General features: G+C 63.1%; 24 protein-coding genes. 16 read left to right on the top strand and 8 right to left on the bottom strand.

Features of this window, described 5'->3' with window-relative positions; all coding sequences use genetic code 11:
- The first annotated feature begins 24 nt into the window (after positions 1 to 24).
- The 4 genes from AB4Z25_RS07335 to AB4Z25_RS07320 are packed head-to-tail and all read left to right on the top strand — an operon-like array spanning position 25 to position 5,481.
- Complete coding sequence (locus AB4Z25_RS07335; protein WP_112538404.1) at positions 25 to 1,407, top strand: amidohydrolase family protein; 1,383 nt, start codon at positions 25 to 27, stop codon at positions 1,405 to 1,407.
- Positions 1,404 to 2,666, top strand: a complete 1,263-nt coding sequence (locus AB4Z25_RS07330) for a Zn-dependent hydrolase (RefSeq protein ID WP_112538403.1) — start codon at positions 1,404 to 1,406, stop codon at positions 2,664 to 2,666. Before AB4Z25_RS07335 ends, AB4Z25_RS07330 begins: the two co-directional genes overlap by 4 nt.
- Positions 2,666 to 3,763 (top strand): S-methyl thiohydantoin desulfurase domain-containing protein, encoded by a 1,098-nt coding sequence (locus AB4Z25_RS07325; protein WP_112538402.1) that lies wholly within the window; start codon positions 2,666 to 2,668, stop codon positions 3,761 to 3,763. The genes AB4Z25_RS07330 and AB4Z25_RS07325 overlap by 1 nt, the downstream gene beginning before the upstream one ends.
- Positions 3,764 to 3,819: 56 nt before the next feature.
- Positions 3,820 to 5,481, top strand: a complete 1,662-nt coding sequence (locus AB4Z25_RS07320; RefSeq protein WP_112538401.1) for a urocanate hydratase — start codon at positions 3,820 to 3,822, stop codon at positions 5,479 to 5,481.
- Between the two features lie 9 nt (positions 5,482 to 5,490).
- Here AB4Z25_RS07320 and AB4Z25_RS07315 read toward each other — a convergent pair whose 3' ends face one another.
- Complete coding sequence (locus AB4Z25_RS07315) at positions 5,491 to 6,729, bottom strand: MFS transporter (RefSeq protein WP_112538400.1); 1,239 nt, start codon at positions 6,727 to 6,729, stop codon at positions 5,491 to 5,493.
- Between the two features lie 114 nt (positions 6,730 to 6,843).
- Here AB4Z25_RS07315 and AB4Z25_RS07310 point away from each other — a divergent pair, with 114 nt between their 5' ends.
- Positions 6,844 to 7,716: a LysR family transcriptional regulator gene (locus AB4Z25_RS07310; protein ID WP_112538399.1), complete on the top strand. Its 873-nt coding sequence runs from the start codon at positions 6,844 to 6,846 to the stop codon at positions 7,714 to 7,716.
- A gap of 10 nt (positions 7,717 to 7,726) precedes the next feature.
- Here AB4Z25_RS07310 and AB4Z25_RS07305 read toward each other — a convergent pair whose 3' ends face one another.
- On the bottom strand, positions 7,727 to 8,635 hold the full coding sequence (locus tag AB4Z25_RS07305) for a LysR family transcriptional regulator (protein WP_112538398.1): 909 nt from the start codon (positions 8,633 to 8,635) through the stop codon (positions 7,727 to 7,729).
- Between the two features lie 115 nt (positions 8,636 to 8,750).
- Between AB4Z25_RS07305 and AB4Z25_RS07300 the strand changes: the two genes are divergently transcribed.
- Positions 8,751 to 9,515 (top strand): SDR family oxidoreductase, encoded by a 765-nt coding sequence (locus AB4Z25_RS07300; protein ID WP_112538397.1) that lies wholly within the window; start codon positions 8,751 to 8,753, stop codon positions 9,513 to 9,515.
- 53 nt (positions 9,516 to 9,568) lie between these two features.
- On the opposite strand, the gene AB4Z25_RS07295 is transcribed toward AB4Z25_RS07300, so the two are convergent.
- Positions 9,569 to 10,432 (bottom strand): NmrA family NAD(P)-binding protein, encoded by an 864-nt coding sequence (locus AB4Z25_RS07295; RefSeq protein WP_112538396.1) that lies wholly within the window; start codon positions 10,430 to 10,432, stop codon positions 9,569 to 9,571.
- Between the two features lie 121 nt (positions 10,433 to 10,553).
- Here AB4Z25_RS07295 and AB4Z25_RS07290 point away from each other — a divergent pair, with 121 nt between their 5' ends.
- The 3 genes from AB4Z25_RS07290 to coaBC all read left to right on the top strand — a co-directional run bounded on the left by AB4Z25_RS07290 (position 10,554) and on the right by coaBC (position 13,755).
- Positions 10,554 to 11,453, top strand: a complete 900-nt coding sequence (locus AB4Z25_RS07290) for a LysR family transcriptional regulator (RefSeq protein ID WP_112385387.1) — start codon at positions 10,554 to 10,556, stop codon at positions 11,451 to 11,453.
- Positions 11,454 to 11,547: 94 nt separating this feature from the next.
- Positions 11,548 to 12,471 (top strand): DMT family transporter, encoded by a 924-nt coding sequence (locus AB4Z25_RS07285; protein WP_112538631.1) that lies wholly within the window; start codon positions 11,548 to 11,550, stop codon positions 12,469 to 12,471.
- 72 nt (positions 12,472 to 12,543) lie between these two features.
- Positions 12,544 to 13,755 (top strand): bifunctional phosphopantothenoylcysteine decarboxylase/phosphopantothenate--cysteine ligase CoaBC, encoded by a 1,212-nt coding sequence (gene coaBC, locus AB4Z25_RS07280; protein WP_112538395.1) that lies wholly within the window; start codon positions 12,544 to 12,546, stop codon positions 13,753 to 13,755.
- Here the strand turns inward: coaBC and AB4Z25_RS07275 are convergent.
- Complete coding sequence (locus AB4Z25_RS07275; protein ID WP_112538394.1) at positions 13,742 to 14,551, bottom strand: class II glutamine amidotransferase; 810 nt, start codon at positions 14,549 to 14,551, stop codon at positions 13,742 to 13,744. The two genes, coaBC and AB4Z25_RS07275, sit on opposite strands and share 14 nt — an antisense overlap.
- A gap of 58 nt (positions 14,552 to 14,609) precedes the next feature.
- On the opposite strand from AB4Z25_RS07275, the gene AB4Z25_RS07270 reads away from it, so the two are divergent.
- The 6 genes from AB4Z25_RS07270 (at position 14,610) to otsA (ending at position 21,015) form a co-directional block, all read left to right on the top strand.
- Positions 14,610 to 14,783 (top strand): hypothetical protein, encoded by a 174-nt coding sequence (locus AB4Z25_RS07270; RefSeq protein WP_162698718.1) that lies wholly within the window; start codon positions 14,610 to 14,612, stop codon positions 14,781 to 14,783.
- Between the two features lie 358 nt (positions 14,784 to 15,141).
- Positions 15,142 to 15,819 carry a FadR/GntR family transcriptional regulator gene (locus tag AB4Z25_RS07265; RefSeq protein WP_112538630.1) on the top strand — a complete coding sequence of 226 codons (678 nt, stop codon included), beginning with the start codon at positions 15,142 to 15,144 and terminating at the stop codon, positions 15,817 to 15,819.
- A complete protein-coding gene (locus AB4Z25_RS07260; protein WP_112538393.1) occupies positions 15,816 to 17,105 on the top strand; it encodes a CynX/NimT family MFS transporter in 1,290 nt (429 codons plus the stop codon). Before AB4Z25_RS07265 ends, AB4Z25_RS07260 begins: the two co-directional genes overlap by 4 nt.
- A 163-nt stretch (positions 17,106 to 17,268) precedes the next feature.
- The gene (locus AB4Z25_RS07255; protein WP_442207994.1) at positions 17,269 to 18,744 is read left to right on the top strand and encodes a S10 family peptidase; all 1,476 of its coding nucleotides are present in this window, start codon (positions 17,269 to 17,271) and stop codon (positions 18,742 to 18,744) included.
- 55 nt (positions 18,745 to 18,799) lie between these two features.
- Entirely contained in the window at positions 18,800 to 19,597 is a 798-nt protein-coding gene (otsB, locus tag AB4Z25_RS07250; RefSeq protein WP_112538391.1) for a trehalose-phosphatase, read from the top strand.
- Between the two features lie 44 nt (positions 19,598 to 19,641).
- Entirely contained in the window at positions 19,642 to 21,015 is a 1,374-nt protein-coding gene (gene otsA, locus AB4Z25_RS07245) for an alpha,alpha-trehalose-phosphate synthase (UDP-forming) (protein WP_112385205.1), read from the top strand.
- A gap of 3 nt (positions 21,016 to 21,018) precedes the next feature.
- Here otsA and AB4Z25_RS07240 read toward each other — a convergent pair whose 3' ends face one another.
- Positions 21,019 to 21,921 carry a choline sulfate utilization transcriptional regulator gene (locus AB4Z25_RS07240; protein ID WP_112538390.1) on the bottom strand — a complete coding sequence of 301 codons (903 nt, stop codon included), beginning with the start codon at positions 21,919 to 21,921 and terminating at the stop codon, positions 21,019 to 21,021.
- A 147-nt stretch (positions 21,922 to 22,068) separates the two neighbouring features.
- Between AB4Z25_RS07240 and betC the strand changes: the two genes are divergently transcribed.
- Complete coding sequence (betC, locus tag AB4Z25_RS07235) at positions 22,069 to 23,583, top strand: choline-sulfatase (protein WP_112538389.1); 1,515 nt, start codon at positions 22,069 to 22,071, stop codon at positions 23,581 to 23,583.
- Between the two features lie 10 nt (positions 23,584 to 23,593).
- Here betC and AB4Z25_RS07230 read toward each other — a convergent pair whose 3' ends face one another.
- The 3 genes from AB4Z25_RS07230 to AB4Z25_RS07220 all read right to left on the bottom strand — a co-directional run bounded on the left by AB4Z25_RS07230 (position 23,594) and on the right by AB4Z25_RS07220 (position 26,306).
- Positions 23,594 to 24,469, bottom strand: coding sequence for a DUF2955 domain-containing protein (locus AB4Z25_RS07230; protein ID WP_442207919.1), 876 nt, complete (start codon positions 24,467 to 24,469; stop codon positions 23,594 to 23,596).
- A 166-nt stretch (positions 24,470 to 24,635) separates the two neighbouring features.
- Positions 24,636 to 25,745 (bottom strand): HlyD family secretion protein, encoded by a 1,110-nt coding sequence (locus AB4Z25_RS07225; RefSeq protein ID WP_112538387.1) that lies wholly within the window; start codon positions 25,743 to 25,745, stop codon positions 24,636 to 24,638.
- A 30-nt stretch (positions 25,746 to 25,775) separates the two neighbouring features.
- On the bottom strand, positions 25,776 to 26,306 hold the full coding sequence (locus AB4Z25_RS07220) for a transporter suffix domain-containing protein (protein ID WP_112538386.1): 531 nt from the start codon (positions 26,304 to 26,306) through the stop codon (positions 25,776 to 25,778).
- Positions 26,307 to 26,350 lie beyond the last annotated feature (44 nt).

Here is a 26,350-nt window from a genome sequence, read left to right as displayed (position 1 = left end):
AATTCAAGCATAGAGGAAAGCGGCATGGCTGATTTCGATCTCGTTCTACAGGGTACGGTCGTTCTGCCAGAACGCATTCTGGAGCAGGGCTATGTCGCCGTCCGCGACGGCAAGATAGCCGAAGTCGGCCAGGGCATCCCGCCTGCCGCCCGGGAAAGGCATCTGCTCGGCAAGGCTCTGATCCTGCCCGGCGCGATCGATGCGCAGACACATTCGCTGTCGCAGAAGAATCAGGAAGACTTCATCTGGTCGACCCGCTCGGCTGCCGCAGGCGGCGTCACCACGATCGTCGACATGCCCTATGACGAGGGCAATCTGGTCTGCTCAGCCGAAGCGGTAAAGAAAAAGATGGACCATGCCGGCCCGCAGGCACGCGTGGATTTCGCGCTCTATGGTACCGTCGATCCCGAAGAAGGCGCGAAGCGCATCCGCGAGATGGTGGATGCCGGTGTTGCGGCCTTCAAGTTCTCCACCTTCGGCACGGATGCCAAGCGCTTCCCGCGCATTCCCCCTGCCCTGCTTGACGAATGCTTCGCGGCCATCGCCCCGACCGGCCTGACGGCCGGCGTCCATAACGAGGATGACGAGGCCGTCCGCACCTATATGGAAAAGGTCAAGGCGAGCGGCATCACAGACTGGCGTGCCCATGGCCTCTCCCGTCCGCCGATCACCGAGTTGCTGGCGATGCACACGATCTTCGAGACCGGCGCCAACACCGGCTGCCCGTCGCATGTCGTGCATTGCTCGCTCGGCCGGGGCTACGACATTGCCCGCGCCTACCGCCGCGACGGCTTCGAGGCGACGGTCGAATGCTGCATCCACTACCTGACGCTGGACGAGGAAAATGACGTGAAGCGGCTCGGCGGCAAGGCGAAGATCAACCCGCCGATCCGCCCGCGCGCCGAAGTCGAGACGCTGTGGCGCAAGGTCGCCGAGGGCAATGTCTGGCTGGTTTCGACCGATCACGTCAGCTGGTCAGAAAACCGCAAGACCAATCCGGATATGCTGGCGAACTCTTCCGGCGTGCCGGGCCTGGAAGTCATGGTGCCGCTGTTCGTGAAGGGCGCGCTCGAGCGCGGCATATCGCTCACCTGGGCGGCCAAGCTGATGGCCGAGAACCCTGCGAAGCATTTCCGCCTTGACCACATCAAGGGTGCGCTGACACCGGGCAAAGACGCCGATATCGTCGTGCTCGAGCCACGCGAGACCGTTTACGACGCAGCCGCGAGTGGCAACAATATCGTCGGCTGGAGCCCCTATCACGGCATCCGCCTGCCCTGGAGCGTTTCGGCCGCCTATCTGCGCGGCGAAAAGATAACCGATGGCGCCAAGGTGCTTTCCGAGCCGGGCAACGGCAAGTTCGTCCGCCCGCTGCCCCGCCACGTCCTTTCTGGAGAATCCGCATGAGCCGCAACCTGCCCGTCAACGCCGGACGCATCGCCGAAGACATCGATGCGCTGGCAAAGATCACTGAACCGGATCACCCCTGGACGCGCCGCGCCTTCTCGCCGCTCTTCCTTGAGGGCCGCGCCTATATCGAGGCGCGGATGAAGGCCGCCGGGCTTGAGACGCGGATGGACGCCGCCGGCAACCTGATCGGCCGCCGCGCGGGAACGAAGCCGGGCCTCGGGACGATCATGGTCGGCTCGCATTCCGATACCGTGCCTGACGGCGGGCGGTTCGACGGCATTGCCGGAACGATCACGGCGCTGGAAGTGGCGCGATCGCTGGCGGATCAGAATATCCAGCTGGATCACGACCTGGAGATCATCGACTTTCTGGCAGAGGAAGTCAGCATCTTCGGTGTCTCCTGCATCGGCAGCCGCGGCATGACCGGTCAGATCCCGGAAGCATGGCTGTCGCGCACAAATGGCGACCGCACGCTCGCCGACGGCATCACCGAAGTCGGCGGTGACCCCGCGACGCTGCTCTCGCAGAGCCGGCCCGACCTGAAAGGTTTCCTCGAGCTGCATATCGAGCAGGGCCCGATCCTCGAGAACGAGAAGAAGGATGTGGGCATCGTCACGGCGATCGCCGGGATCACCCGGATCGAAATCACCGTCGAGGGCCGCGCTGATCATGCCGGAACGACGCCGATGGACGGGCGTGTCGATGCGCTGGTTGCCGCCTCGCAGCTGGTGCTCGACATTCGCGAAGCCGCGGCCCAGCGGGCGAAGACGCCGGGGCATTTTGCGGCAACGGTCGGCGAGTTTCGGATCGAACCGAATGCCGCCAATGTGGTGCCGTCGAAAGTCGTGCTGCTGATCGACGGGCGCGCCGAGATCCGCGGCGACATGGAGGCTTTCTGCGAGTGGCTGGATGCCCATGTGATCAAGCTGGCGATCGCGCAGGGCGTAACCATCAAGTCGCCGAACCGCGTTTCCGACAATTATCCGACGCCCGGTGATCCGCGGCTGCTGAAAATTCTGGAACAGGCCTGCGACACCGTCGGCGCCAAGCATCGGCGGATGGCATCGGGTGCCGGTCACGATACGGCCTGGGTCGCCAAGGTCGCGCCCGCCGCGATGATTTTCGTGCCCTGCAAGGAAGGCCGCAGCCATTGCGCCGACGAGTGGGCGGAAAATGACGACATCGCGCTCGGCGCCGCCGTGCTGTTTGAGGCGGTCCGCGACATGGACAAGAGCTTGAATGAGGAGAAGGCCTGATGGGACGCATACTCGTTGAGAAGGACGTCGAGGCTGCGGTCAAGGGTGGCTCCGTCTATGCGGCAGGCGGCGGCGGCTGGGCCGACCATGGCCGGATGCTCGGCTATGCCGCGGTCAATGTCGGCAAGCCGGAGCTGGTTTCCATCGACGAACTCAAAGATGACGACTGGATCGCGACGGCTGCGGCCATCGGCGCGCCCGCCTCGACCACGCCTTGGGAAATGCAAGGCATCGACTACGTCAAGGCCGTGCAACTGCTGCAGGAAGAGCTTGGCGAGAAGCTTTCGGGCCTGATCATCGGCCAGAACGGCAAGTCTTCGACGCTGAACGGCTGGCTTCCCTCGGCCATTCTCGGCACCAAGGTTGTCGACGCCGTCGGCGATATCCGTGCGCATCCGACCGGCGACATGGGGTCGATCGGCATGGCCGGTTCGCCGGAGCAGATGATTCAGACGGCGGTCGGCGGCAATCGCGCCGAGAACCGCTATATCGAGCTCGTCGTAAAGGGCGCGACGGCGAAGATCTCGCCGATCCTGCGCGCCGCATCCGATCAATCCGGCGGCTTCATCGCCTCCTGCCGCAACCCGCTGCGGGCCTCCTATGTACGCAGGAATGCCGCACTCGGCGGCATCTCGATGGCGCTGGCGCTTGGCGAGGCGATCATCGCCGCCGAGAAAAAGGGCGGATCGGCGGTGATCGACGCGATCTGCAAAACGACAGGCGGCAGCATTCTCACCGAAGGCATCATCACCAAGAAGGACGTGGTCTATACCAAGGAAGCCTTCGATATCGGCACGATCGTCGTCGGCTCCGGCGACAATGCGGTGACGATGCATGTGATGAACGAATATATGGCCGTAGACGACGCTGGCGGTACGCGCGTCGCGACCTTCCCGTCCGTCATCACCACGCTCTCCCCTGACGGCGAACCGCTGTCCGTCGGCCAGCTGCAGGCGGGCATGCATATCTTCATCCTGCATGTGCCGATGGACATCATTCCGCTTTCGGCCAGCGTTCTCGACCCGACGGTTTATCCCTCCGTCGAAAAGGCGATGGGCATCGAGATCGCGCGCTACGCGCTGGCATCTAAGGCCTGAGCATTCCCTTCTCCCCAGCGGGGAGAAGCGGGAACCATATTACGAGGAACATCACGATGCCGAAGCAGAATCCACGCCACCCGAAATTTCCTATTCCCGGCGGGCCGGAGCTGCGCGCCAAGGGCTGGCGGCAGGAGGCATTGCTGCGGCTTCTCGAAAACGTGCTCTCGGTCGGCGAAGACCCGGAAAATCTGATCGTCTACGCGGCTCTCGGCAAGGCGGCGCGTAACTGGGCGGCCCATAAGGGCATCGTCAAGGCGCTGACCGAGATGGACGAGGACCAGACACTGCTGATCCAGTCCGGCAAGCCGATCGGCCTGGTGAAGACACACGCCAAGGCGCCACTGGTGATCATGGCCAACTGCAACATCGTCGGGCAATGGGCAAAGGCTGAGGTGTTCTACGAGCTGCAGCGCAAGGGGCTGATCTGCTGGGGCGGGCTGACGGCCGGCGCCTGGCAATATATCGGCAGCCAAGGCGTCATCCAGGGCACCTACGAGATCTTCATGCGCATCGCCGAGCGCCGTTTCGGCGGAGACCTCTCCGGCCGCTTCGTGCTGACGGCGGGCCTTGGCGGGATGGGTGGCGCGCAGCCGCTCGCCGGGCGTATGGCAGGTGCCGCGATCCTCTGCGTCGATATCGATGCCGACAGGGCGAAGAAGCGCCAGGAGATCGGCTATCTGCAGGAAATCGCGCCTGACCTCGATACGGCTCTCCAGATGATCGATGACGCCGTCAAGGAAAAGCGCGCGCTTTCGGTCGGCCTCGTCGGCAACGCGGCAGAAGTCTACCCGGAGATTGCCCGGCGCGGCATCGTGCCCGATGTAGTCACCGACCAGACCTCGGCCCACGACCTCGTCTATGGCTACGTGCCGAAGGGCATGAGCATCGCGCAGGTGAAAGAATTGCGCGACGACGGTCAGGGGCAACTGATGGCGGCCAGCCGCGCCTCGATCGTCCAGCACGTCACGGCCATGCTGGAATTCCAGAAGAAGGGCTCCGAAGTTTTCGACAACGGCAACCTGATCCGCACCCAGGCCAAGGAAGGCGGCGTTCAGAACGCCTTCGACATTCCGATCTTCACCGAAGCCTATCTGCGCCCGCTTTTTGCCCGTGCCATCGGCCCGTTCCGCTGGATGGCCTTGTCAGGTGAGGAAAGCGACATCGCGCGGATCGACGATCTGCTGCTCGAAATGTTTCCTGACAACAAGATCATCACCAACTGGATCCGGCTGGCGCGCGAACATGTGCCCTTCGAAGGCCTTCCCGCCCGTATCGCCTGGCTTGGTCATGGCGAGCGCACGGCGCTGGCGCGGAGGGTCAACCAGCTGGTCGCCAGTGGCGAATTGAAGGGGCCTGTCGCCTTCTCCCGCGACCACCTGGATGCCGGCGCCATGGCACATCCGAATATCATGACCGAGCGGATGAAGGACGGCTCCGACGCGATCGCCGACTGGCCTCTGATCGACGCCATGATGCTCTGCTCGTCGATGGCCGATCTTGTCGTCGTCCATTCCGGCGGCGGCGGCTATGCCGGCTACATGACGAGCTGTGGCGTCACCGTCGTTGCCGACGGCACCGATGACGCCGACGAGCGCCTCGACCACGCGCTGACCAACGACACGGCGCTCGGCGTCATGCGCTACGCGGACGCCGGATACGAGGATGCGCTTGACGAGGTTGCCAAGAAGGACGTGCCGTATATCCGGCTTGGTTGAGATTTTCGCCTAACTCTGAACGCTCGAAAGCCGCCTTGCCGCATAGGCAGCGGCAAAAGCGCAGGCGAGCATGGCGAGCGTGAAGAAGACGACCGCCGACCATCCTTCAGCCGAGAAGAACCAGCCTCCGGCCGAGCCCATGACGCTGGAGCCGACGTAGTAGGCGAGCATGTAGAGCGAGGACGCGTGGCCCTTGGTACCCTTTGCCAGCTTGCCGACCAGGCCGCTGGCGATCGAGTGACTCATGAAGAAGCCGCTGGTCAGTACGATGATGCCGAGGATGATGACAGGCAGGGACGCTGATAGTGTGAGAGCGCTGCCGAGAGCCGTGACGGCAAGGCCGGTGAGCAGCACGGCGAAATGGCCGAAACGATCACCAAGGATGCCGCCTATCGATGAGGCGCCGATGCCGAACATGTAGACGGTAAAGATCAGGCCGAGTTCGGTTTGCGTGAGTTCATAGGGCGGCGCGACGAGCCGGAAGCCAGCGTAGTTGTAGATCGTCACGAAGGAGCCCATCGCCAGGAAGGCGATGGCGAAGACGAAGGGAAGTGCCGGATTGCGGAGGTGGCCGATCCATGCCCGGAGATGAAAGCGCGGGTCGAAGCCCGGGCGGCGGATGAAATTGCGCGACGCCGGAAGCAGCAGAATGAAGCCGATCGCCGCGGCCAGTCCGATCGTCCCCATCAGCGCCATCGCCGGGCGCCAGCTCAGATATTCGGCAAAAATCCCGGTCAATACCCGGCCGGACATGCCGCCGAAGGCCGTTCCGCCGACATAAAGGCCCATGGTGGCGCCGAGCCCTTTCGGATCGATCTCTTCGGCAAGATAGGCCATTGCCACAGCGGGCACGCCGCCGAGAACGAGACCTTGCATGGCGCGCAGCACCAGCAGCAAGTGCCAATCCGGTGAGAAAGCGGCGGCGATCGTCAAGAGCGAGGCACCGATGAGCGAAATCGACATCAGGCTGCGGCGGCCGAGACCTTCGGAAACGGCGGCGGCGCAGACGATGGCGATTGCCAGAAATCCCGTTGAGAGCGACAGCGCCAGAGAGCTCTCCGCCGGGCTGACGGCGAACTCGGAGGCGAAGACCGGAAGCAGCGGCTGGACGCAATAAAGCAGCGAGAAGGTCGAGAAGCCTGACAGGAACAAGGCAAGACTCGCCCGCCGGTAGGACGCGGTGCCGCGGGTCAGATAATCCCTTGCAGGCGCCATCGCCTGCGCCTCAACCGGAGAAATGTCGCTCATTCTTGCTGCTGTCTTTGGCATATCAGGCGCCTTTCGCCTTTGATCTAGCCAGCAAGGCGCAATTTTTCCAATATATGGAACAACCATTCTCGATAGCTTTTGGAGATAATGCAGATGGAGCTCCGGCATATCCGTTATTTCCTGGCTGTTGCCGAGGAGCGCAATTTCACCCGCGCCGCAGCCAAGCTCGGCATCGGCCAGCCTCCGCTCAGCCAGCAGATCCGCGATCTGGAGGCGGAAGTGGGGGCTGCGCTTTTTCATCGAGTGCCGCACGGGGCGGAACTGACGGCGGCCGGTGAAGCCTTTCTCGGTGAGGCGAAAGCATCGCTCGCCGCCGCCGAGAAAGCCAAGCTTGCAGCGCAACGGGCGAACCGCGGCGAGACTGGGCGGCTGGCACTAGGCTTCACCGCGTCCTCGGCATTCAACACCGTGGTCAGCGCTACGATCCGGCGCTTCCAGGCACAATGGCCTGGGGTACGGCTGTCATTGACCGAGATGAACACGCTGGCGCTGATGGAGAAACTGCACCGCGGCGAACTCGACGCGACTTTCATGCGCCCGAGCCTAGATGATCCGCCCGGTGTCCGGCTGAAGCGGCTTGCCGACGAACCGATGGTTATCGCACTTCCGGCAAGTCATCCGCTGGCAAAGCGCGCCGCACTGCCGCTCTCGCTGCTCGCCAACGAGCCGTTCATCCTCTTTCCGCGGCTTGTGGGGCTCAGCCTGTTCGACGACGTTGTGCTCGCCTGCCGGAAAGCGGGCTTCGAACTTGAAGTGGCGCAGGAAGCGCCGCAAATCTCATCGGTCGTCAATCTGGTGGCCGCGGAACTCGGCGTGTCCATCGTTCCGGAATCGATAGCGCAGATCAGGCTCGACGGCGTCGCGTACCGGCCGATCGAGGGACCGCCGGCCGTTGCCCGGCTGGCGCTTGCAGTACTCAAGACTCAGCGCTCGCCGGTCACAGAAAACCTGATGAGCCTGCTCTAGATCTCCAGCTTCAGGATGCGGGCCGATCCCAATAGGGCGGATCGCCGAAAACCTTCTTCAGGTGATCGGCAATGGCGCGCAGCTTGGCAGAAGGATTGCGGCCTTCGGGATGGGCCATGTAGATGAATTCCGGTTCTGGCGTGCTGCCAACGTCGATCTCGGCAAGCGCACCCTCGCTAATGGCCGGTCCGGCGATGAAGGCTGGCAGAAGCGCAATCCCGAGACCCGCGATCGCCGCATCGCGCAGCATGTCGCCATTGTTCATGCCCATCGCCAGTTGGGCGCGCACTACGGCGACACCCTCTGCGGTCTGGAAGCGCCAGTCGGCAACACCGCGATTGGTGTAGAAAAGTCCCCTGTGCTCCTGAAGACTGGCCAGAGTGCGCGGGATGCCCACCTTGGCAAGATAGTCCGGCGAGGCGACAAGCATGCGGCGGCTCGGAGCGAGTTTCCAGGCGACAAGACGCGAGTCGGCGATCGGGCCGTTGCGAATGATGGCGTCGTAGCCTTCCGACGCCGCATCGACGCGGCGATCGTCAATATCGAGCGTCAGGGCGATTTCCGGATGCTCGGCGAGAAACGGATAGAGGGCGGGCCCAAGATGCATGCGCCCGAAAGTGACGGGGGCGGCAATCCGCAGCGGCCCTGCAAGCGTGCCGCGGCGCTCCGCCATGCTGGCTGAAGCTTCCTCCACCTCGTGGACGATGCGCAGCGCGCGCTCCAGAAAGGCAGTCCCATCCTCCGTCAGCGTCAGCTTGCGGGTGGTGCGATGGAGAAGCAGGCCGCCCAGCGTTTTCTCAAGTTCCGCAAGGCGTTCGCTGACGACGGATTTCGACAGGCGGAGCCTACGTGCCGCTTCGCTGACCGAACCGGCCTCGACCACGGCGACGAAAGCCGCAATTCCCTCAATCTTGATCATTGTTCGGTATTTCCGAAATCGAGTTCCACCATTTGCAGACTAATCCGAACAACTGGAAAATGCCATCTTCCACTCATCGAAGGGGCACAACGCCCCGCAAATAGGAGATGGAATTATGAACCGCCTGAACAACAAAGTTGCAATCGTCACCGGCGCAAGCTCGGGTATCGGCCGTTCGACGGCCAAGTTGTTTGCCGCCGAAGGCGCCAAGGTCGTGGTCGGCGCCCGCCGTCAAGCGCAGCTCGATAGCCTCGTTGCCGAAATCAAGGAAGCCGGTGGCACTGCCATCGCAGTTGCGGGCGACGTACGCTCGGAGGATTACCACAAGGCACTTGTCGCCACTGCCGTCGGCAATTGCGGCAAGCTCGACATCGCCTTCAACAATGCCGGCATCCTCGGCGAAGCGGGCCCGAGCACTGAGGTTTCCGAAGCAGGCTTTACCGAAGCGCTGACGATCAACCTCGTCGCCTCCTTCCTTGCCGCCAAGCACCAGATCGGCGCCATGGTCAAGACTGGCGGCGGCTCGGTGATCTTCACCTCGACATTCGTCGGCTACAGCTTCTCTTTCCCCGGCGTTGCCGGCTATGCAGCCAGCAAATCCGGCCTGATCGGCCTGACACAGACGCTTGCCGCCGAATTCGGGGCGCAGAATGTGCGCGTCAATGCCGTGCTGCCCGGTGGCGTCGACACTGACATGTATCGCGAGATGAACGACACCGAAGACAAGCAGGGCTTCATCACCAACCTGCATGCGCTGAAGCGCGTCGCCAAGCCGGAAGAGATTGCCCAATCGGTGCTCTACCTCGCCTCCGACGACTCGAGCTTCGTCAGCGGCACGGCATCGCTGGTCGATGGCGGCGCATCGATCACCCGCACGTAAGCCTTTCAACATCGAAGCAAGGCCGCGGCACGAGAGCGCCGCGGCCTTTCGCGTCAGCGGGTTTCGATCAGCGTGCGGATCGCCGTTTCGAAATCCGTCTTTGCCTTTCGCGAACCGCTCGCGCCGGCTTCGAACTCGATCCAGCCTTCGTTGAAACCATCGAGCATGCGCATACGCGGGCCGGGGTTCTGCATGCCCTGCGAAAGGAACAGTTCGCTCCAGCTTTCCCTTGCAACCGCCTCAGCACGGACCTGCCGGCCGAGTACTAGCGAAAGAGCTTCGGCCATCTGTAACGGCGTGATGCGGGAGGGGCCCTCCAGTTCGACGATGCGGCGCCCCGTCCAGGTTTCCTGCAGCATTCCGGCGGCGGTCGCGCCGACATCGCGAACCGCGACCATTGGCACCGGCTTGTCGAGCGGTTGAAGGAAGCTCGGCATCACGCCGCTTTCCCGCGCTGAAGCGATATCCCAGGCGGAATTCTCCATGAACCAGGCGGCCCGCAGGAACGCGACCGGCACCGGCAGCGCGGAAAAGACCTGCTCGGCAATACCGAGCTGGGTCAGAAGGTTTTCCTGCTGCGCCTGAGCGCCGATGGTGGAGAGGCAAACGATCTTCCTCGGGCTTGCCGCAATCACCGCTGCCTTCACCGCCTCAATGATGGCGCGCGCCTGCGGAAAGCCCGGCGCCGGATTGAAGGCAGGCGGCAGCAGCACGAAGACGCCTTCGGCACCCTCGAAAGCCTTGGCGAGCGCGTCCGCATCCGTCATCTCGGCGATCGCGATTTCAGCACCGCTATCCCGCCACGCCTTTCCCTTTTCCGCATTGCGCATCACGGCGCGCACGGCATGGCGTCCAGCCAGCAATCGCTCGGCCACCACCGCGCCGACCTGACCCGTCACTCCAGTTACTGCAAACATCGTCACGCTCCTTTTCCGGCAGCAACAGGCCGCCGCGATGCGCGGAAGATGCACGCAATTCATTTTTGACTGAATTGCGCTTTTGTCATATTATTCATGACAGAAAATCACGGATCAGATGATGTTGGACGGACGACTGCTGAATGGTGTCAGCGTGCTGGCGGCGGTGGTCGAAAGCGGCAGTTTTGCGCGCGCCGCCGAGGCACTTGGTTTAACCGCATCGGGCGTTAGCCGTGCCATATCGCGGCTGGAGGGGCGGATCGGCGTCCGGCTCCTCGACAGGACGACGCGGTCGCTCAGATTGACCGATGACGGTGCGCGCTTCTACGAACAGGTCGTGCCCCTGCTCGGCGGCATCGAAGAAGCGGCCAGTTATGCCGCTGGCACCGCACAGGCGGTGCGCGGGCGCCTTCGCGTCAACGCCGATCCCTATTTCTCCAGGCTGATCCTGGCACCGGAGCTTGGCACCTTTCTTGATCGCTATCCTGATCTCCAGCTCGAAATCATCACCCGCAACGAGATCGGCGACCTGGTGGCCGATGGCATGGATGTGGCGGTGCGCTTCGGAGAGATCCCGGCCAGAAGCGCGCTGATTTCCCGGCAGCTGTTTCGGACGCGGGTCATCACGGTCGCGGCCCCCGCCTATCTCGAACGCTATGGACGCCCCCGGCTTCCTGAGGATCTCGGCGATCACACCTGCATCCAGTATCAGGATCCGCTCACTGGAAAGCCCTTCGAATGGGAACTGCGGCGCGGCGAGGAAGTGGTGCCGATCGCCACGCGCGGACGGATTCTCGTCAACGATGCCGGGACGACGCTTGCCACATGTCTCGCCGGCATCGGCATTGCCCAGGTGTTTTCGCTCGGCATGAAGCCCTATCTCGACAGCGGGCAACTGGTCGATCTCTACCCGGATTGGCCGGGCGAAACCTTTCCGCTGCACTGCTTCTACCCCTCGCGGCATCACGTGCCGGCCAAGGTCCGAGCCTTCATCGACTTCTGCGCCGAAATCGCCCGCTAGATGTCGCTGGTGAGACTTGTTTCCGGGCGCGGCCAAGCCTATCAACGATGCTGAAATCCATCTCATCTTCCGGCCCTTGTGCCTCCGGTGCTTCATGCTTCTCGGTATTCTTTGCGGCCTCGCCACCTGTGCGTTGTGGGGACTGACCTTCGTCGTGCCGCGCGCCATCGCGCCGTTCACGACCATGGATCTGACGGTCACGCGCTATGGACTGTTTGCGCTGGCCAGCATCGTGCTGATGGTCAGCCCGCGGTTCCGGCCGAAGAATATCAGGCCGCGCATGGCGATCACCGCGCTATTGCTCGGCGGCATCGGCTATGTCGGCTATTTCGTCAGCGTCGCCTATGCGGTGCGGCTTGCGGGGGCAGCCATTCCGCCGCTCGTTATCGGCACCATGCCGGTACTGCTCGCCATCATCGCCAACCTGCGCGACCGCTCGGTCGCCTGGAAGCTGCTTGCGCTGCCGCTGATCCTGATCGCGGCCGGCATCGGCTGGGTCAATGTCTCGATCTTCGCGGCAACGCCTTCGGGCGACCAGAGCGCGATCTGGCTCGGCATCGGATCGGCGCTGATCGGCCTGACGCTCTGGGTGATCTACGGGCTGGCGAGCACGGCGGCGATGCAATCGCCCGATGCGCCCGATATCCTGCAATGGACGGGCTTGCAGGGCATCGGCGCCGGGATCGGCTGCCTGGTGCTCATTCCCTTTACCTCGATCGGGACCGATATCGTCTTCACCGGAGCGGAACTTCTGCGCTTCATCCTCTGGTCGCTGATCATGGGGCTGGCCGGCGCCTGGCTTGCGACCCTGCTCTGGATGATCGCCTCCAAGCGGCTGCCGCTGGCGCTTGCCGCGCAGCTGATCGTGGCCGAAACGGTGTTCGGCCTGATCTTCGGCTTCCTGTTCGAGCAGCGGCTGCCGACGGTTGCCGAAGCAGGCGGCTCGATCCTGCAGCTCGCCGGCGTCGGCTTGGCGATTGCCATCTTCACGCCCTCCCGCAAGCGGCGGGCCCACTGACCAGCCGCGCATTGCATGTTATTCGCCAAAGGCTTAGGGTCGTTCGACCAATAGGACGACGGGTAAAAGGCCATGGCTCTCAGCGGCAAACGCATCCTGCTTATCATCTCGGGTGGCATCGCGGCCTATAAGAGCCTCGACCTGATCCGCAGGCTGCGTGAACGCGGCGCATCGGTGCGCCCGGTCATGACATCAGGCGCGCAGGAATTCGTGACGCCGCTTGCCGTCGGCGCGCTTGCTGCCGATCATGTCTTCACCGATCTCTTTTCCCGGCAGGACGAACAGGACGTCGGACATATCCGCCTGGCGCGCGATTGCGATCTGGTGCTGATCGCGCCGGCGACCGCCGATCTGCTGGCGAAGATGGCGAATGGGCTGGCCGACGATCTTGCCTCAACCGTGTTGCTTGCGACCGACAAGCCGGTGCTTGCCGCGCCTGCGATGAACCCGAGGATGTGGGCGCATCCGGCCACCCGGCGCAACGTCGCGACCCTTACTGCCGACGGCATCCGCATGATCGGGCCGATGGCCGGCGAGATGGCCGAGAGCCGCGAGGCCGGTGTCGGCCGGATGGCGGAGCCGCTGGAAATCGTCGCCGCAGCCGAGGCGCTTCTGGACGACGGACCGAAGCCGCTTGCCGGACGCAAGGCTGTGGTCACGTCAGGCCCGACCCACGAGCCGATCGACCCGGTCCGTTACATCGCCAACCGCTCATCCGGGCGCCAGGGGCATGCGATCGCGGCCGCACTTGCCAAACTCGGCGCCGATGTGACGCTGGTTTCGGGACCGGTGACGATCCCAGACCCTTCTGGCGTGAAAACCATCCATGTCGAGCGGGCCGAAGAGATGCGCGACGCCGTGCTGGCAGCGCTGCCTGCCGATATCGCCGTGATGGTAGCCGCCGTTGCCGACTGGCGGGTGGCCTCGGCCGCCGACCAGAAGATCAAGAAGCATCCCGGCGAATCCATCCCGACGCTGGCGCTAACCGAGAATCCGGACATCCTCAAAACCGTCGGCCATCATACGATGCGGCCGAAAATCGTCGTCGGTTTTGCCGCCGAAACGCAGGATGTCGAGAGCAATGCCAAGACGAAGCTGGAGCGCAAGGGTGCCGACATGATCGTCGCCAACGACGTGTCTCCGGCGACCGGCATCATGGGCGGGACGCGCAACAGCGTGAAGCTCATCAGCCGCGCAGGCATCGACCAATGGCCTGATATGGCGAAAGAAGATGTGGCGGAAAAGCTTGCTGCCCTGATCGCCGAACGGCTCAGGCAGAGATAGCCAGGCTTGCTGCTCTTTCCACCCGCCGCTCAGGCTGGAACGGCGTAATCGTGATTCCCGCCTCGTTGACGGTGACGGCGCTGCCATCCGGGATTTCCATCCAGGCATCGACATCATCATTCAACGGCTCCGACACCAGGCAATGACCCATCCGCATCGGCGATGCGTAAAGGGTTGGCGCCTTGCGGTCCGTCGCATAGCGGATGCCGTAGAGCGATGCGCCATCGGAAAAGGCGGCGGTGAAGCGGAGATGGGCATCACCGAGAATGTTTTCGGCCAGTCCTTCGACGAAGCTTACCATCTCCGACATGGCGGCGACCGGCGCCTGACGGAGGCCGAACTGCATGGCGAGCAGAAACATCAGCTCCGAATCCGTCGTGCCGCTTCTGGCGTGGAAGAGCTCGTCATCGAGCATCGCTTCCATCGGCCGGCGCAGCCGCTCGAAGCCGCCAATCTGGCCATTGTGCATGAACGACCAGTTTTCGTGGGTGAAAGGGTGGCAATTGTCGCGGCGCGTACCGCCGCCGGTCGCGGCGCGCACATGTGCGAGGAACAGCGGTGAGCGGATCTGGCGCGCCAGGCTCTTCAGATTGCAATCGGCCCAGGCCGGAAGAATATCGCGGTAGCGCCCCGGCTCCGAGCGATCGCCATACCAGGCGATGCCGAAACCATCGCCGTTGGTGGCGGTCTTGGCGCGGGTGGCGCAATGCGACTGTTCGATCAGCGAATGGGCAGGCGACGACACCAGCTCCTCCAGATAGAGGGGGTCTCCGCGATAGGCTGCCCAACGACACATGCTCTTTGCTCCAGCCCGCCGTCTCTGCAGCAGGAATGCCCGAAAACACGAGGCCCGATTGTCGGGCGACGTGGTGAATAAAAACTTAAGGGTTGTAGAGCTGGCAAGCGTTTGTGACCGATTGTTGGCGAAGCCGGCGATCACATTGCGTAGCCGCCAGCATTTCAGCGTGAACGGCGAGATCAATAAGCGTGGTGGCATCGCGCTGATTATTCTTGGAAAACACCTTTGAGACGTAGCGGGGAAAACCCGCGCCATCTCGCCACTTCGGCCGGACTGCCGATTTTTTCTTGCATCGACGGCGAATCGGCCTACCTTCAAGGTGTGTTCAACGAAATGAAAGGAAGGTGATCCAATGTCTAATGAGATTTCGGTCTTTGTAGCAGGCATGGAAGTGGTGACGAAAGCGGGGCAGCCCTCGCTCTAAAGCCTACCTTCCTAGGATCGCTTTGACGGTCCGGCCAGTTCAAGGCCAAACTCATGGAAAGGGTCGCGAAAGCGGCCCTTTTTCACGTCCGGCAGAATCCATTTGACCTCATCAGCCACCGGGCATATTCATAAAGTCATCTGATGACTTTATGAATATGCCGATGCAGCCTCTGAGCAAGACCAATCTCGCCGATACGGCAATCGAAGCGATCCGCAGCGAAATCGTCGCCAAGCGCTGGGCCGTGGGCGAAAAGCTGCCGAACGAGGCTGCCCTCTGCAGCATGCTGTCCGTCAGCCGCGGGACCGTGCGCGAGGCAGTTCGCGTCCTGGCGTCACAGGGATATCTTGAGACGAGACAGGGGTCCGGCACCTACGTGCTGTCGACAGCCGACGCCAGCCGCCCGCTCACCATGGCGAGACGCTCAAGCCTGCGCGACCAGTTCGAGGCGCGTTGCGCGCTGGATGTCGAGGCTGCGCGTCTGGCGAGCCTCCGGCAGACGCCAGAGATTATCGCCGGATTGCGAGCGCTGCTCGAAAAGCGCGGCAACTACGAGGGCGGCGACAAGGCTGCCTTCATCAGGCGCGATCTGGCTTTTCATCAGGCGGTTATCGCCGCATCGCAAAACCGCGCGATGATCGAAATATACGATTTCTTCTCCGCATCGATCGCCGAGACCATCGAGGCGACGCTCGGCCAGGACGTGCCGGAGCCGGATATGCAGGCGCATGCCGATATCGTCGATGCAATCGAAACAGGCGATCCCGAACGGGCGGATGCGGCGGTTCGCCGCTTCATGGCCCCCGTCATCGCCGCACTGGACCGGATGCTGCTTTCATGAATACCCCTCACGCCGATGCCGCGCATGCTTTCGATGCGTCCGGCGAGCAACTGATCGATGCCGAAGCAGACAGCGTGCCGCCGGTTCAGCCACCTGCGAAACTTTCCGCAACAGCCCGCATATTGCTTGGCGTGAGTCTGGTGCTGATTGCCTTCAATCTCCGGCCAGTCTTTTCCAGCGCTTCAGCGCTGCTTCCCGAGATTCGCTCCGGCCTCGGTCTTTCGGCGCTCGGCGCCAGCCTGCTCACCACCCTGCCGGTCGTCTGCCTCGGCGCCTTTTCGCCGCTCGCACCACGGCTTGCCCAGCGGATCGGCTCGGAGCGGACGCTTCTCGGAGTCATCTTCCTGCTGGCGCTTGGAACGGCGATGCGCGGTCTGAACTCGATACCGCTGCTGTTTCTGGGAACTGCCCTTGCCGGCGGCTGCATCGCCGTCGGCAACGTGCTGCTGCCGGGTCTGGTGAAGCGCGACTTTGCAGACCGGGCCGCGCTGATGACCGGTTGCTACACCATGGCGCTCTGCGCCGGTGCTGCCAGCGCCGCCGGGCTGACGCTGCCGGCCGAGCATATGCTGGGCGGCTCTCTTTCCGGTGCGCTTGCCATCTGGGCCCTACCCGCCCTTGCCGTCGGACTGATCTGGCTTCCACAGGTGCTGCGCACCAAGAACACCGCCAAGCGCAGCGGCTTCCGTGTCGAAGGTCTCTGGCGCGACAGGCTCGCCTGGCAGGTGACGCTTTTCATGGGGCTGCAATCGGCCCTTGCCTACTGCGTCTTCGGCTGGCTGGTGCCGATTCTCCGCGAACGCGGCCTCGACGGCGTGACCGCCGGAGCGATCGTCTCCATGTCGGTCATGGTTCAGGCCGCGGCATGTCTGGTTGCGCCGCAGATCGCCGTGCGCGGCAAGGATCAGCGCGTCATCAACGCCTCGCTCTGCATCGTCGCCGTCGTTGCGCTGCTCGGTCTTCTGTTTGCGCCTCTCTGGACCGTCTGGTTCTGGGCGGCGCTGCAGGGCATCGGCCAGGGCGGGCTGATTGCCGTGGCGATGACCGCCATCGTGCTTCGCTCGCGCGATTCCCATGTCGCGGCCCATCTTTCCGGCATGGCGCAATGCGTCGGCTACCTGCTTGCCGCCATCGGCCCGCTTGTCGTCGGCATGATCCGCAGCTGGACGGGCAGTTTCGCCTGGTGCGCGGTGCTGTTCGTCATCCTCGGCCTTGGTGCTGCGATCAACGGCTGGAACGCCGGGCGGGCGCTGCATGTCAACGCAAGGACGATCGAGGCGCCTTAGGCAGACCTTTGCTACTTGGCGGATCAGCTGCGCTCACCTGAGGGATGAGCTGCGCTCACCCTGGGATCACCATGTCTTGATGAGCCTTCGCGGCAGGCGATGGTAGGTTAGCTCCGGGCTGGACCAATCCGCCGGAGGAGATCATTTGCCGCTTCGCTCTCTCATGCTGACGATCGCGCTCGCCGCATCCCTTGCCGCCGCACCGGCATTGTCCCAGGAACGCCCGGGCGTGCTGAAGCTGCTGCCCGGCGATGCTGTGACCGAGCACCAAGCGACGATCGGCGGCCGCAAGCTGGACTATACGGCAACCGCGGGAACACTCGATCTCTTCGGCCAGGACGGCAACCAGACGGGGGCGATCTTCTACACCGCCTATGCCGCCAAGAATGGGGGTACAAATCGCCCAATCACCTTTGCGTTCAACGGTGGACCCGGGGCAGCATCTGCCTTTCTCCACCTCGGCCTCGTAGGCCCGCGCATCCTCGATTTTGGGCCGCAGGCGCGCGACGGCGCCAATGCCAGGCTCACCGACAATCCGCAGAGCTGGCTCGACTTTACCGATCTTGTGCTGATCGATCCGATCGGCACCGGCTGGAGCCGGACGGCGAAGGCCGACGATGCCAAGGATTATTACAACGTCGGTTCGGACGCGCAGAGCATCGCCAAGGCGATCGCGCTTTACGTTGCCCACAACAACCGCTCCAATTCGCCGAAATACCTGCTCGGCGAAAGTTATGGCGGCTTCCGCGCGGCGCGGGTCGCGGGTGCTTTGCAGCAGAACCAGGGAATCATCGTTTCGGGCGCCGTCATGCTCTCGCCGCTCATCGAGGCGCAGTTGATGTTCAATGCCGACGAGTTCGCGTTGGGTGCCGCTCTGGAGCTCCCCTCGCTCGCAGCCGCCGACATGAACCGCCGCGGCGCCTTTTCGGAGGATGCGCAGCGCGAGGCGGAAAAATTCGCGCTCGGCGACTATCTGACGACGCTTGCCGGCCCGGAGCCAACAGGCGACACGGCAAAGGCCTTTTACGGCAAGATATCGGCAATGACCGGCATCCCGGAGGATGTCGTCACCCGCAACCGCGGCTTTCTGGGTGACGCCTATGCCAAGCATTCCGGCAAACCCGCCGGTAAGGTGATGAGCCCCTATGATGCGGCTTTCGCATCTCCCGATCCCTATCCCGAATCCGACTATGATCGCGGTGACGATGCAATCCTCGACGGGTTCACCCGCGCCTATGGCGGTGAGTTTTCCGGCTATGCCCGCAACGAGCTCGGCTTCAAGACGGAGATGACCTATTCTCTGCTCGACAGCGATATCAGCCGTCAATGGGAATGGGGCGGACGCGGCGGCGGATCGCGGCTGCAGGCCAGTATAACCGGCGATATCCGCCAGCTGCTGGCGTCAAACCCATCCTTCCATCTGTTGATCGCTCATGGCTACAGTGACCTCGTCACGCCCTATGGCGTCAGCCGCTATATCGTGGATCACCTGCCGCAAAGTCTCGCGAAAGACCGCGTCAAGCTGGATGTCTATCGCGGCGGCCACATGTTCTACACGAATGCCGAACAGCGGGCTGCCTTTACGGCCGATGCGAAGGCATTCTACGCGCTGAGCGGCACAGCGCAGCCCGCGGACTAGGCTCTGGTTGGCGCATGAGGGTTGCCGCAGTGCAGCACTGACCTAGATAGACCCCATGTCCTACCAAAAGCAGCCGCTTGTTATCGCGGAGCCGGATGCGGCTTCAGGCGAGGAGTCCATGCTTGCCGCACTTGCCGGAGCGCCGCACGAATGGGCGCTCTTTCTCGATATCGACGGCACCTTGCTCGATCTCGCAGATACGCCTGACGGCATCGAAGTCCCCACCCGTCTCCCGGGCCAGCTCGACGCTCTCTCGCAAAAACTTGGCGGTGCGCTGGCGCTGGTCACGGGCCGCGGCCTTGCCTACGCGGACAGCCTATTTGCACCGCTCCGCTTTCCGATTGCCGGGTTGCACGGCGCCGAGCGTCGCGATGCCGACGGAACGCTCACGACCGCCGCGGCAACCGCGGCCTTCGACGCCGTGAAGGCTGATCTCGCCGCCCAGACGGCCGGCTGGCCGGGCATCCTCATCGAGGACAAAGGTGCGGCGGTCGCCGCGCATTACCGTCAGGCGCCGGAGCGGGAAATCGATCTGGAGCCGCTGATGCAGCAGGCGCTCGACCGTGCCGGGCCCGGCTGGCACATCCAGCATGGCAAGATGGTGATCGAAATCCGTCCCTCAAGCGCCGACAAGGGACATGCCGTCGAAGCCTTTCTTGCACAGCCGCCCTTCGAAGGACGGCGCGCCATCGCTATCGGCGACGACGTGACGGACGAGGCGATGTTTCGTGCCGTCAACCGGCTTGGTGGCCTGTCGATTCGTGTCGGCCCGCTTGCGCCTGCCAGCGAGGCGACGGCCTCCTTCCCGTCCGCAGCTGCGGTGCGCGATGTGATCGCCCGGCTGACGGCGTGAACCATTTCAGCATCTAAGACATTTTCTGAGAAAAGGATCCTTTCATGAGCCGTCTCGTCGTCGTTTCCAATCGCGTCCCCGTTCCCGAGAAGGGCGGCATTGCGCCCGCCGGTGGGCTTGCGGTTGCCCTCAAGGCAGCGCTCGAAGAGCGCGGCGGCATCTGGATGGGCTGGTCGGGGAATTCCAGCGGCGCGCAGGAGCCGGAAAAGCTGAAGGAAATCCAGCAAGGCAATATCACTTATGCGCTCACCGATCTCACCGATACCGATGTCGAGGAATATTACCACGGCTTCGCCAACCGCGTGCTCTGGCCAATCTGTCACTACCGGCTGGATCTCGCCGAGTATGGCCGCAAGGAGATGGCGGGCTATTTCCGCGTCAACCGCTTCTTCGCCCACCGGCTTGCGCCGCTGATCAAGCCCGATGACGTCATCTGGGTGCATGACTATCATCTCATTCCGCTGGCCGCCGAGCTGCGGCAGATGGGGTTGAAAAACAAGATCGGCTTCTTCCTGCACATCCCCTGGCCGCCGGCGGATGTGCTGTTCACCATGCCTGTCCACGAAGAGATCATGCGCGGCCTTTCGCATTACGATCTCGTCGGCTTCCAGACCGACCATGACCTCGAGAATTTTGCGGGCTGCCTGCGCCGCGAAGGCATCGGCGACGAGCTCGGCGATGGCCGCTTCAGTTCGCATGGCCGGACCTTCAAGGGCGGCGCCTATTCGATCGGCATCGAGACGGCAGCCTTTGCCGAATTCGCCCGCAAATCGGCAACCCACAGCATGGTCAGGAAAGCGCGCGAAAGCATCGAAGGCCGCAGCCTGATCATCGGCGTCGATCGCCTCGACTATTCCAAGGGACTGACGCAGCGCATCGACGCTTTCGAGCATTTCATCCTGACAAACCCGGCCCAGCAGGGCCGCGTGACCTATCTTCAGATCACGCCGAAATCGCGCTCTGAGGTGCCGGAATACGAGGCGATGCAGCGGACGGTCGCCGAGCAGGCCGGGCGGGTGAACGGCGCTCTCGGCTCCGTCGACTGGGTGCCGATCCGCTACATCAACCGTTCGGTCGGACGCCCCATTCTCGCCGGCCTCTACCGGCTCGGCAAAGCCGGTCTCGTGACGCCATTGCGCGACGGCATGAATCTCGTCGCCAAGGAATATGTGGCGGCGCAGGATCCGGAGGATCCTGGTGTTCTGGTGCTTTCCCGCTTTGCCGGCGCCGCGCGCCAGCTGAAAGGCGCGCTGCTCGTCAATCCCTATGACATCGAGGGAACTGCCAACGCGCTGGCGCGCGCGCTCAGCATGCCGCTGGAGGAGCGGCAGGAACGCTGGAAAGTGATGATGGATCAGCTCCTCGAATTCGACGTGTCTCGATGGTGCAGGGATTTCCTGACGGATCTGGCGCCTTAGGCTTCACGCGGTCGCGACTTCGGATTGCAGCCACGCAATAAGCCTGCCGGTCTCCTCCGTCATCTCTTTCGGCGGCACCAGCCAGTAACCGCGGTCCGAGGCCTCGACCATCGGGCCGGCCGCAACAAGGATGCCGGATGCCAGCAGCGAATCGACCAGCCCCATCCAGCCGATCGCAACACCCTGTTCGCCGACAGCGGCCTGCACCACCAGCGAATAGGTGTTGAAGCTGATCTCGCCGGGCGCGGCAGCGGCATTGCGGCTGATGGCGAACTCGTCGAGATAGCTCGTCCAGTCGAACCAGGGCGGCGTCCCGCGGGCATCCAGATGCAGAAGTCGCGCGACGGAGAGGCGCTCCGGCGTCCCGAGCGGACCGTGCCGCTCGGCAAAACCCGGCGAGCAGACCGGCACCACTTTTTCCGGCAACAGCAAGATGGCATGTCCGCCAAGCTCGCGCCGGCTTCCAAAGACGATCGCGGCGTCGCTTGCGTCCGGCACGCCCTGTTCGACGAATTGGGTGGCGACGATCTGGATGTCCATGCCAGGGTAGAGCTGGCGGAAGCCATGCATGCGCGGAATCAGCCAGAGCGACGAGAAGGCATAATCGGTGCGCAGCCGCACCGTCGATCGCTCCGCCTCGTTGCGAAAACTGCGCGCAAGCGCGTCCACGTCTCCGACGGTGCGGGCGGCGACATCGAAGAGCCTGCGGCCCTCGACCGTCAATTCGACCCCGCGATGACGCCGCTGCAGCAGGCTGACGTTCATCTGCTCTTCGAGGCGGCGAATCTGGTAGCTGACGGCCGGCTGCGTCAGCCCGAGAGCGCGAGCCGCCGCCGACAGATTGCCGAGCCTGCCGATCTCCGCGAGAATACGAAGCCATCCGAGATCCACCGGCCGCTCAGCCATAAAAAATCCTTTTGGCACGCATCGAAAAATTTCAGCTTCACAAGGGCCGTGAGCCGTTGTTGAATAAAATGCTCGAATAGCAGGCGGAACGCAACGACCTTCGAAGACCGCGCGTGACCTTGCTCCACATCATCAGGACATGACAGCATGGCGCGCCCGAATATTCTCATCCTCATGGTCGACCAGTTCAACGGCACGCTGTTTCCAGATGGCCCTGCCGATTTCCTGCATGCGCCGCATCTGAAGGCGCTGGCCGAACGCTCGGTACGCTTCGCCAATACCTATACGGCGAGCCCGCTCTGCGCCCCGGCGCGCGCCTCCTTCATGTCCGGCCAGCTGCCGAGCCGGACGCGCGTCTATGACAACGCCGCCGAATTCGCCTCCGATATTCCGACCTACGCCCACCACCTGCGTGCCGCCGGTTACCAGACTGCGCTATCCGGCAAGATGCATTTCGTCGGCCCGGACCAGCTTCACGGCTTCGAGGAACGGCTGACGACCGATATCTATCCGGCGGACTTTGGCTGGACGCCGGACTATACCAAGCCCGGCGAGCGCATCGACTGGTGGTATCACAATCTCGGCTCGGTCACCGGCGCGGGCGTCGCCGAAATCACCAACCAGATGGAATATGATGACGAGGTCGCCTACAACGCGACCCGCAAACTTTACGACCTGTCACGCCGCCAGGACGACCGACCCTGGTGCCTGACCGTCAGCTTCACGCATCCGCACGACCCCTATGTCGCCCGGCGCAAGTTCTGGGATCTCTACGAGGATTGCCCGGCGCTCAACCCGGCCGTTGCGCCTCTGCCTTTCGAGGAACTCGATCCGCATTCGCAGCGCCTGCTCGAAGCCTGCGACTACAAGGCGTTCGATATCACGCCCGAGCAGATCCGCCGCGCACGGCAGGGCTACTTCGCCAATATTTCCTATGTCGACGAGAAGATCGGCGAGATCCTCGACGTGCTTGATCGCAGCCGGATGGCAGACAACACCATCATCCTCTTCGTATCAGACCATGGCGACATGCTGGGTGACCGCGGCCTGTGGTTCAAGATGTGCTTCTTTGACGGCTCTGCCCGCGTGCCGCTGATGATCGCGGCGCCCGGCTGGACCCCGGCAAAGATCGACCGCCCGGTTTCGACGCTCGACGTGACGCCGACGCTCGCCGGTCTCGCCGGCCTCGACATCTCGTCGCTGAAGAAATGGACCGACGGCGAGGATCTGGCGCTGCTGGCAACGGGAACCGGCAGCCGCAGCCCGGTACCAATGGAATACGCCGCGGAAGGGTCGATCGCGCCGCTTGTCGGCATCCGCGACGGCCGTTTCAAGCTTTCGCTTTGCGTCAAGGATCCACCGATGCTGTACGATCTCGACGCCGATCCATACGAGCTGAACAATCTCGCTGAGAACCCTGACTATGTTGAAGTCCTGGCGTCTCTCAAGGCCCAAGCCGATGCCCGCTGGAACCTTGAGACCTTCGACGCAGCCGTGCGTGAAAGCCAGGCCCGCCGTTGGGTGGTCTATGAAGCGCTGCGCAACGGTGCCTACTATCCTTGGGACTACCAGCCGCTGCAGAAGGCATCGGAGCGCTATATGCGCAACCACATGGACCTCAACATCCTCGAAGAGAGCCAGAGGTATCCGCGCGGAGAGTGAGCCTTTCGGACTATTGCCGTGCCTTCGGCAGAGCCGCGGCCACCCGGCGTTCGGCCGGCCAAAGCAAGGCGGCCATGAACAGACTGTAGAGCGTCGCGAGAATGATATAGCCGATGCGCGTGGCGAATGTTTCCGCCGCCGTACCGGGCAGCGGCGATATTCCCGATCCCAGCACCACGAGGAATATCGTCAATGCACCTGCAAACACCTTGGCGGAAGGCCGCGGCAACACCGCACTGCCGGCGAGGACCAGACTTACGGCAAAAACACTGAGGAACAAAAAAAATAGCGAGTGCCGCAGGGTGACGAAGCCGAAGACTACACTCGCCGCAGCGCCACCGAATATGTTGACAAGGATGAGGCCGAAGGCCGCTCTTGCGCCCGCAAGAACATCCAGCTGCATCAGCATCGACGCTACGGTAATCGGTATGACCAGCGCTGTGGCGAAGCGATCATTTGTCAGGCAGATGGCGACAGCGCCCAGCAATATCGCTCCGCTTGCCAGCGCCCGGGGTATCGGTCTCTGGTGATGAATAGCGGGCGGCTGGCCGCTGCCAGTCAGTCCGCGGTGGGGAAAGGCGGCATGTGCTACCCAGGCCCAGACGATGCCCTCGACGATGCCCCCGACCAGCAGTGCGAGAACCGAGCTGCCAAGATCGTAATGCAGCAACGTCAGAAGCGGCAGCATGACGGCGACGACGAGGATCATGAATGGCAGCGCGCCTGCCCTTCCTGTCGCTTGCGCGAGAAAGCAAAGGAAGTAAATCGCGGCAAGGAAGGTGAGGATCACCGGTGGATGATCGGCGGTGACCGCCAGGAACATCTGCAGGCAGAGCCCTGTGAGCGTCACAATCAACGCCATGCCGAGTGCCTTGCCGAATGGCATCGGCGTGCGATCCGTCAGCAGGAACTGGACGGCGAAGAGCGCCCCGAGAAACGGGATAGCGTCTCCAACGGCAACGGACCAAGTAAACGAGAGCGTGGCGGCGAATGCCACACGAAGACCTTGCGAAGCCTCAGGCGAATGCCACCAGCGATGACCCGATACGGCGTCAGCTGACATAGGTCAGAACCGAGATGATGCGCATCCACAATGCGCCCAGCGCGTTGGTCACCGGATTGTCTCCGGTATAAATCACCACATTAGCCTGAGCGCCGTAGCGAATACCCTTCGGCCGCTCGCCGTCGAGAATGAGCCGCACGGGGAAGCTCTGCGGCGTGCGGATCCAGCCGCTCTGATCCGATACTTTCGGCAGGCCCGTATTCGGATCGACATTGCCCTGAGCGACACCGAAACCGACGCTTTCGACATGGGCCGGAAACAGCTTTCCGGGCAGCGCATCGAACAGGATTTCGGCCTTGTTGCCGCTTGCGACATTCTCGAGGCTGTTCTCCTTGAAGTTGGCCGCTATCCAGATCGTGCCGGCGTCGATGAAGGTGATGGCGCTCTGTCCGGTGTTGACAAAGCCACCGACGGACAGCTGAAGATTGGTGACGACGCCATCGGCGGGCGCGAGCACGGTGGTGCGGAGCAGATCGAGCCTGGCCCGCTCCAGCGCTGCAAGAGCGTCCTGTAGCTGCGGGTTATCCTGGCCGGCCGGTCCGAGCTCTTTCTCGGCGCTCGCAAGTTCTGCATCGGCCGCAGCTGCTCCCGCCTGCGCCTGCTGGAGCGTGGTCCGCGCCTGATCCGCCCGCGTCTGCGCGATCACCCCGCGTTTCAGCAAGGCCTCCGAACGGTTGGCCTGTTCCAGCGCGTTGTCGCGTACGGCGCGCGCTTCGACGACTTTCGCCTGGGCGCCATCGAGCGCGGCGATGGAGGCGCCGATCGACTGGCCGACCTTGGCGAGCTGCGCCTCTGCTTGCGCCAGCGCCAGTTCGTATTGCTGCGGATCGATGCGAAACAGCATCTGACCCTTGGTGACCGGGCTGTTGTCGGAAACCGCGACATCCACCACCCGGCCGGAAACTTCAGGCGCGATGCCGACCACATAGGCGTTGACCGTCGCCTGCGCCGTTATTGGCGTCCGGCGCTCCATGAAAACGGAAACCGCGAAGGCGAAGACAAGAAACACGAGGACGCAGACCGCGGCCCGGCGCAGCGGGTTTCGTGCGCTCACCGGCGCGGCAACGTCCTGCACAGCTCTGTTGTCCTGCTGATCCATTCGCCCCTCCCGAAATCTCTGCGAGAATGATCAGCTGGTTTGGATGCCCTCAGCGGTGTTTACCGCGCGCGCGGTCCGCACAAACAAGGCCCGGATCTTGCCCCAGAAATTGCCGCCGAGAACGAAGATGCTGGCAATCAGCATGAGGTCGCCGAGCAGCTGAAATTCCCAGCGGTTCGGGCGAAAATCCGGCCAGATGTTATCGACATAGGGTTCGAACAGCGCAGAAACGAGCGGCAAGCAGAACATCACCAGGCCAACGACATGGCGCACTGGACTGACTATCTCGTCTTTCAGCGATGGCAGATAGCCGCCGAGGGTGCGCTTCAATTCCTGGAAGCCGGCCTTGCCCATCACCGCGATCATCACGACAAGGATGATCTTGTTGCCGACAAAGATGGCGCCCGTCAGCGCCGCGACGCGCGCAGGCGGCATTCCGGACATCGCCAGAACCGGGATTGCAATGACCAGCAGCAACATCAGCGCAAAGAGCGCAATGCCACATTTGAAACGCCAGCCGCCACTCGCAGGCGCATTCTCCAGCTCGATATTCGTGCTCACGTTCGCCAGCCCCCCATGGATGAACGATTTACGAATATCTAATG

Source organism: Rhizobium sp. RAF36, assembly GCF_052114105.1.
Taxonomy (GTDB): domain Bacteria; phylum Pseudomonadota; class Alphaproteobacteria; order Rhizobiales; family Rhizobiaceae; genus Rhizobium.
The sequence above is the reverse complement of the archived record's forward strand: the minus strand, read 5'-3'. Positions and strand labels throughout refer to the sequence as shown.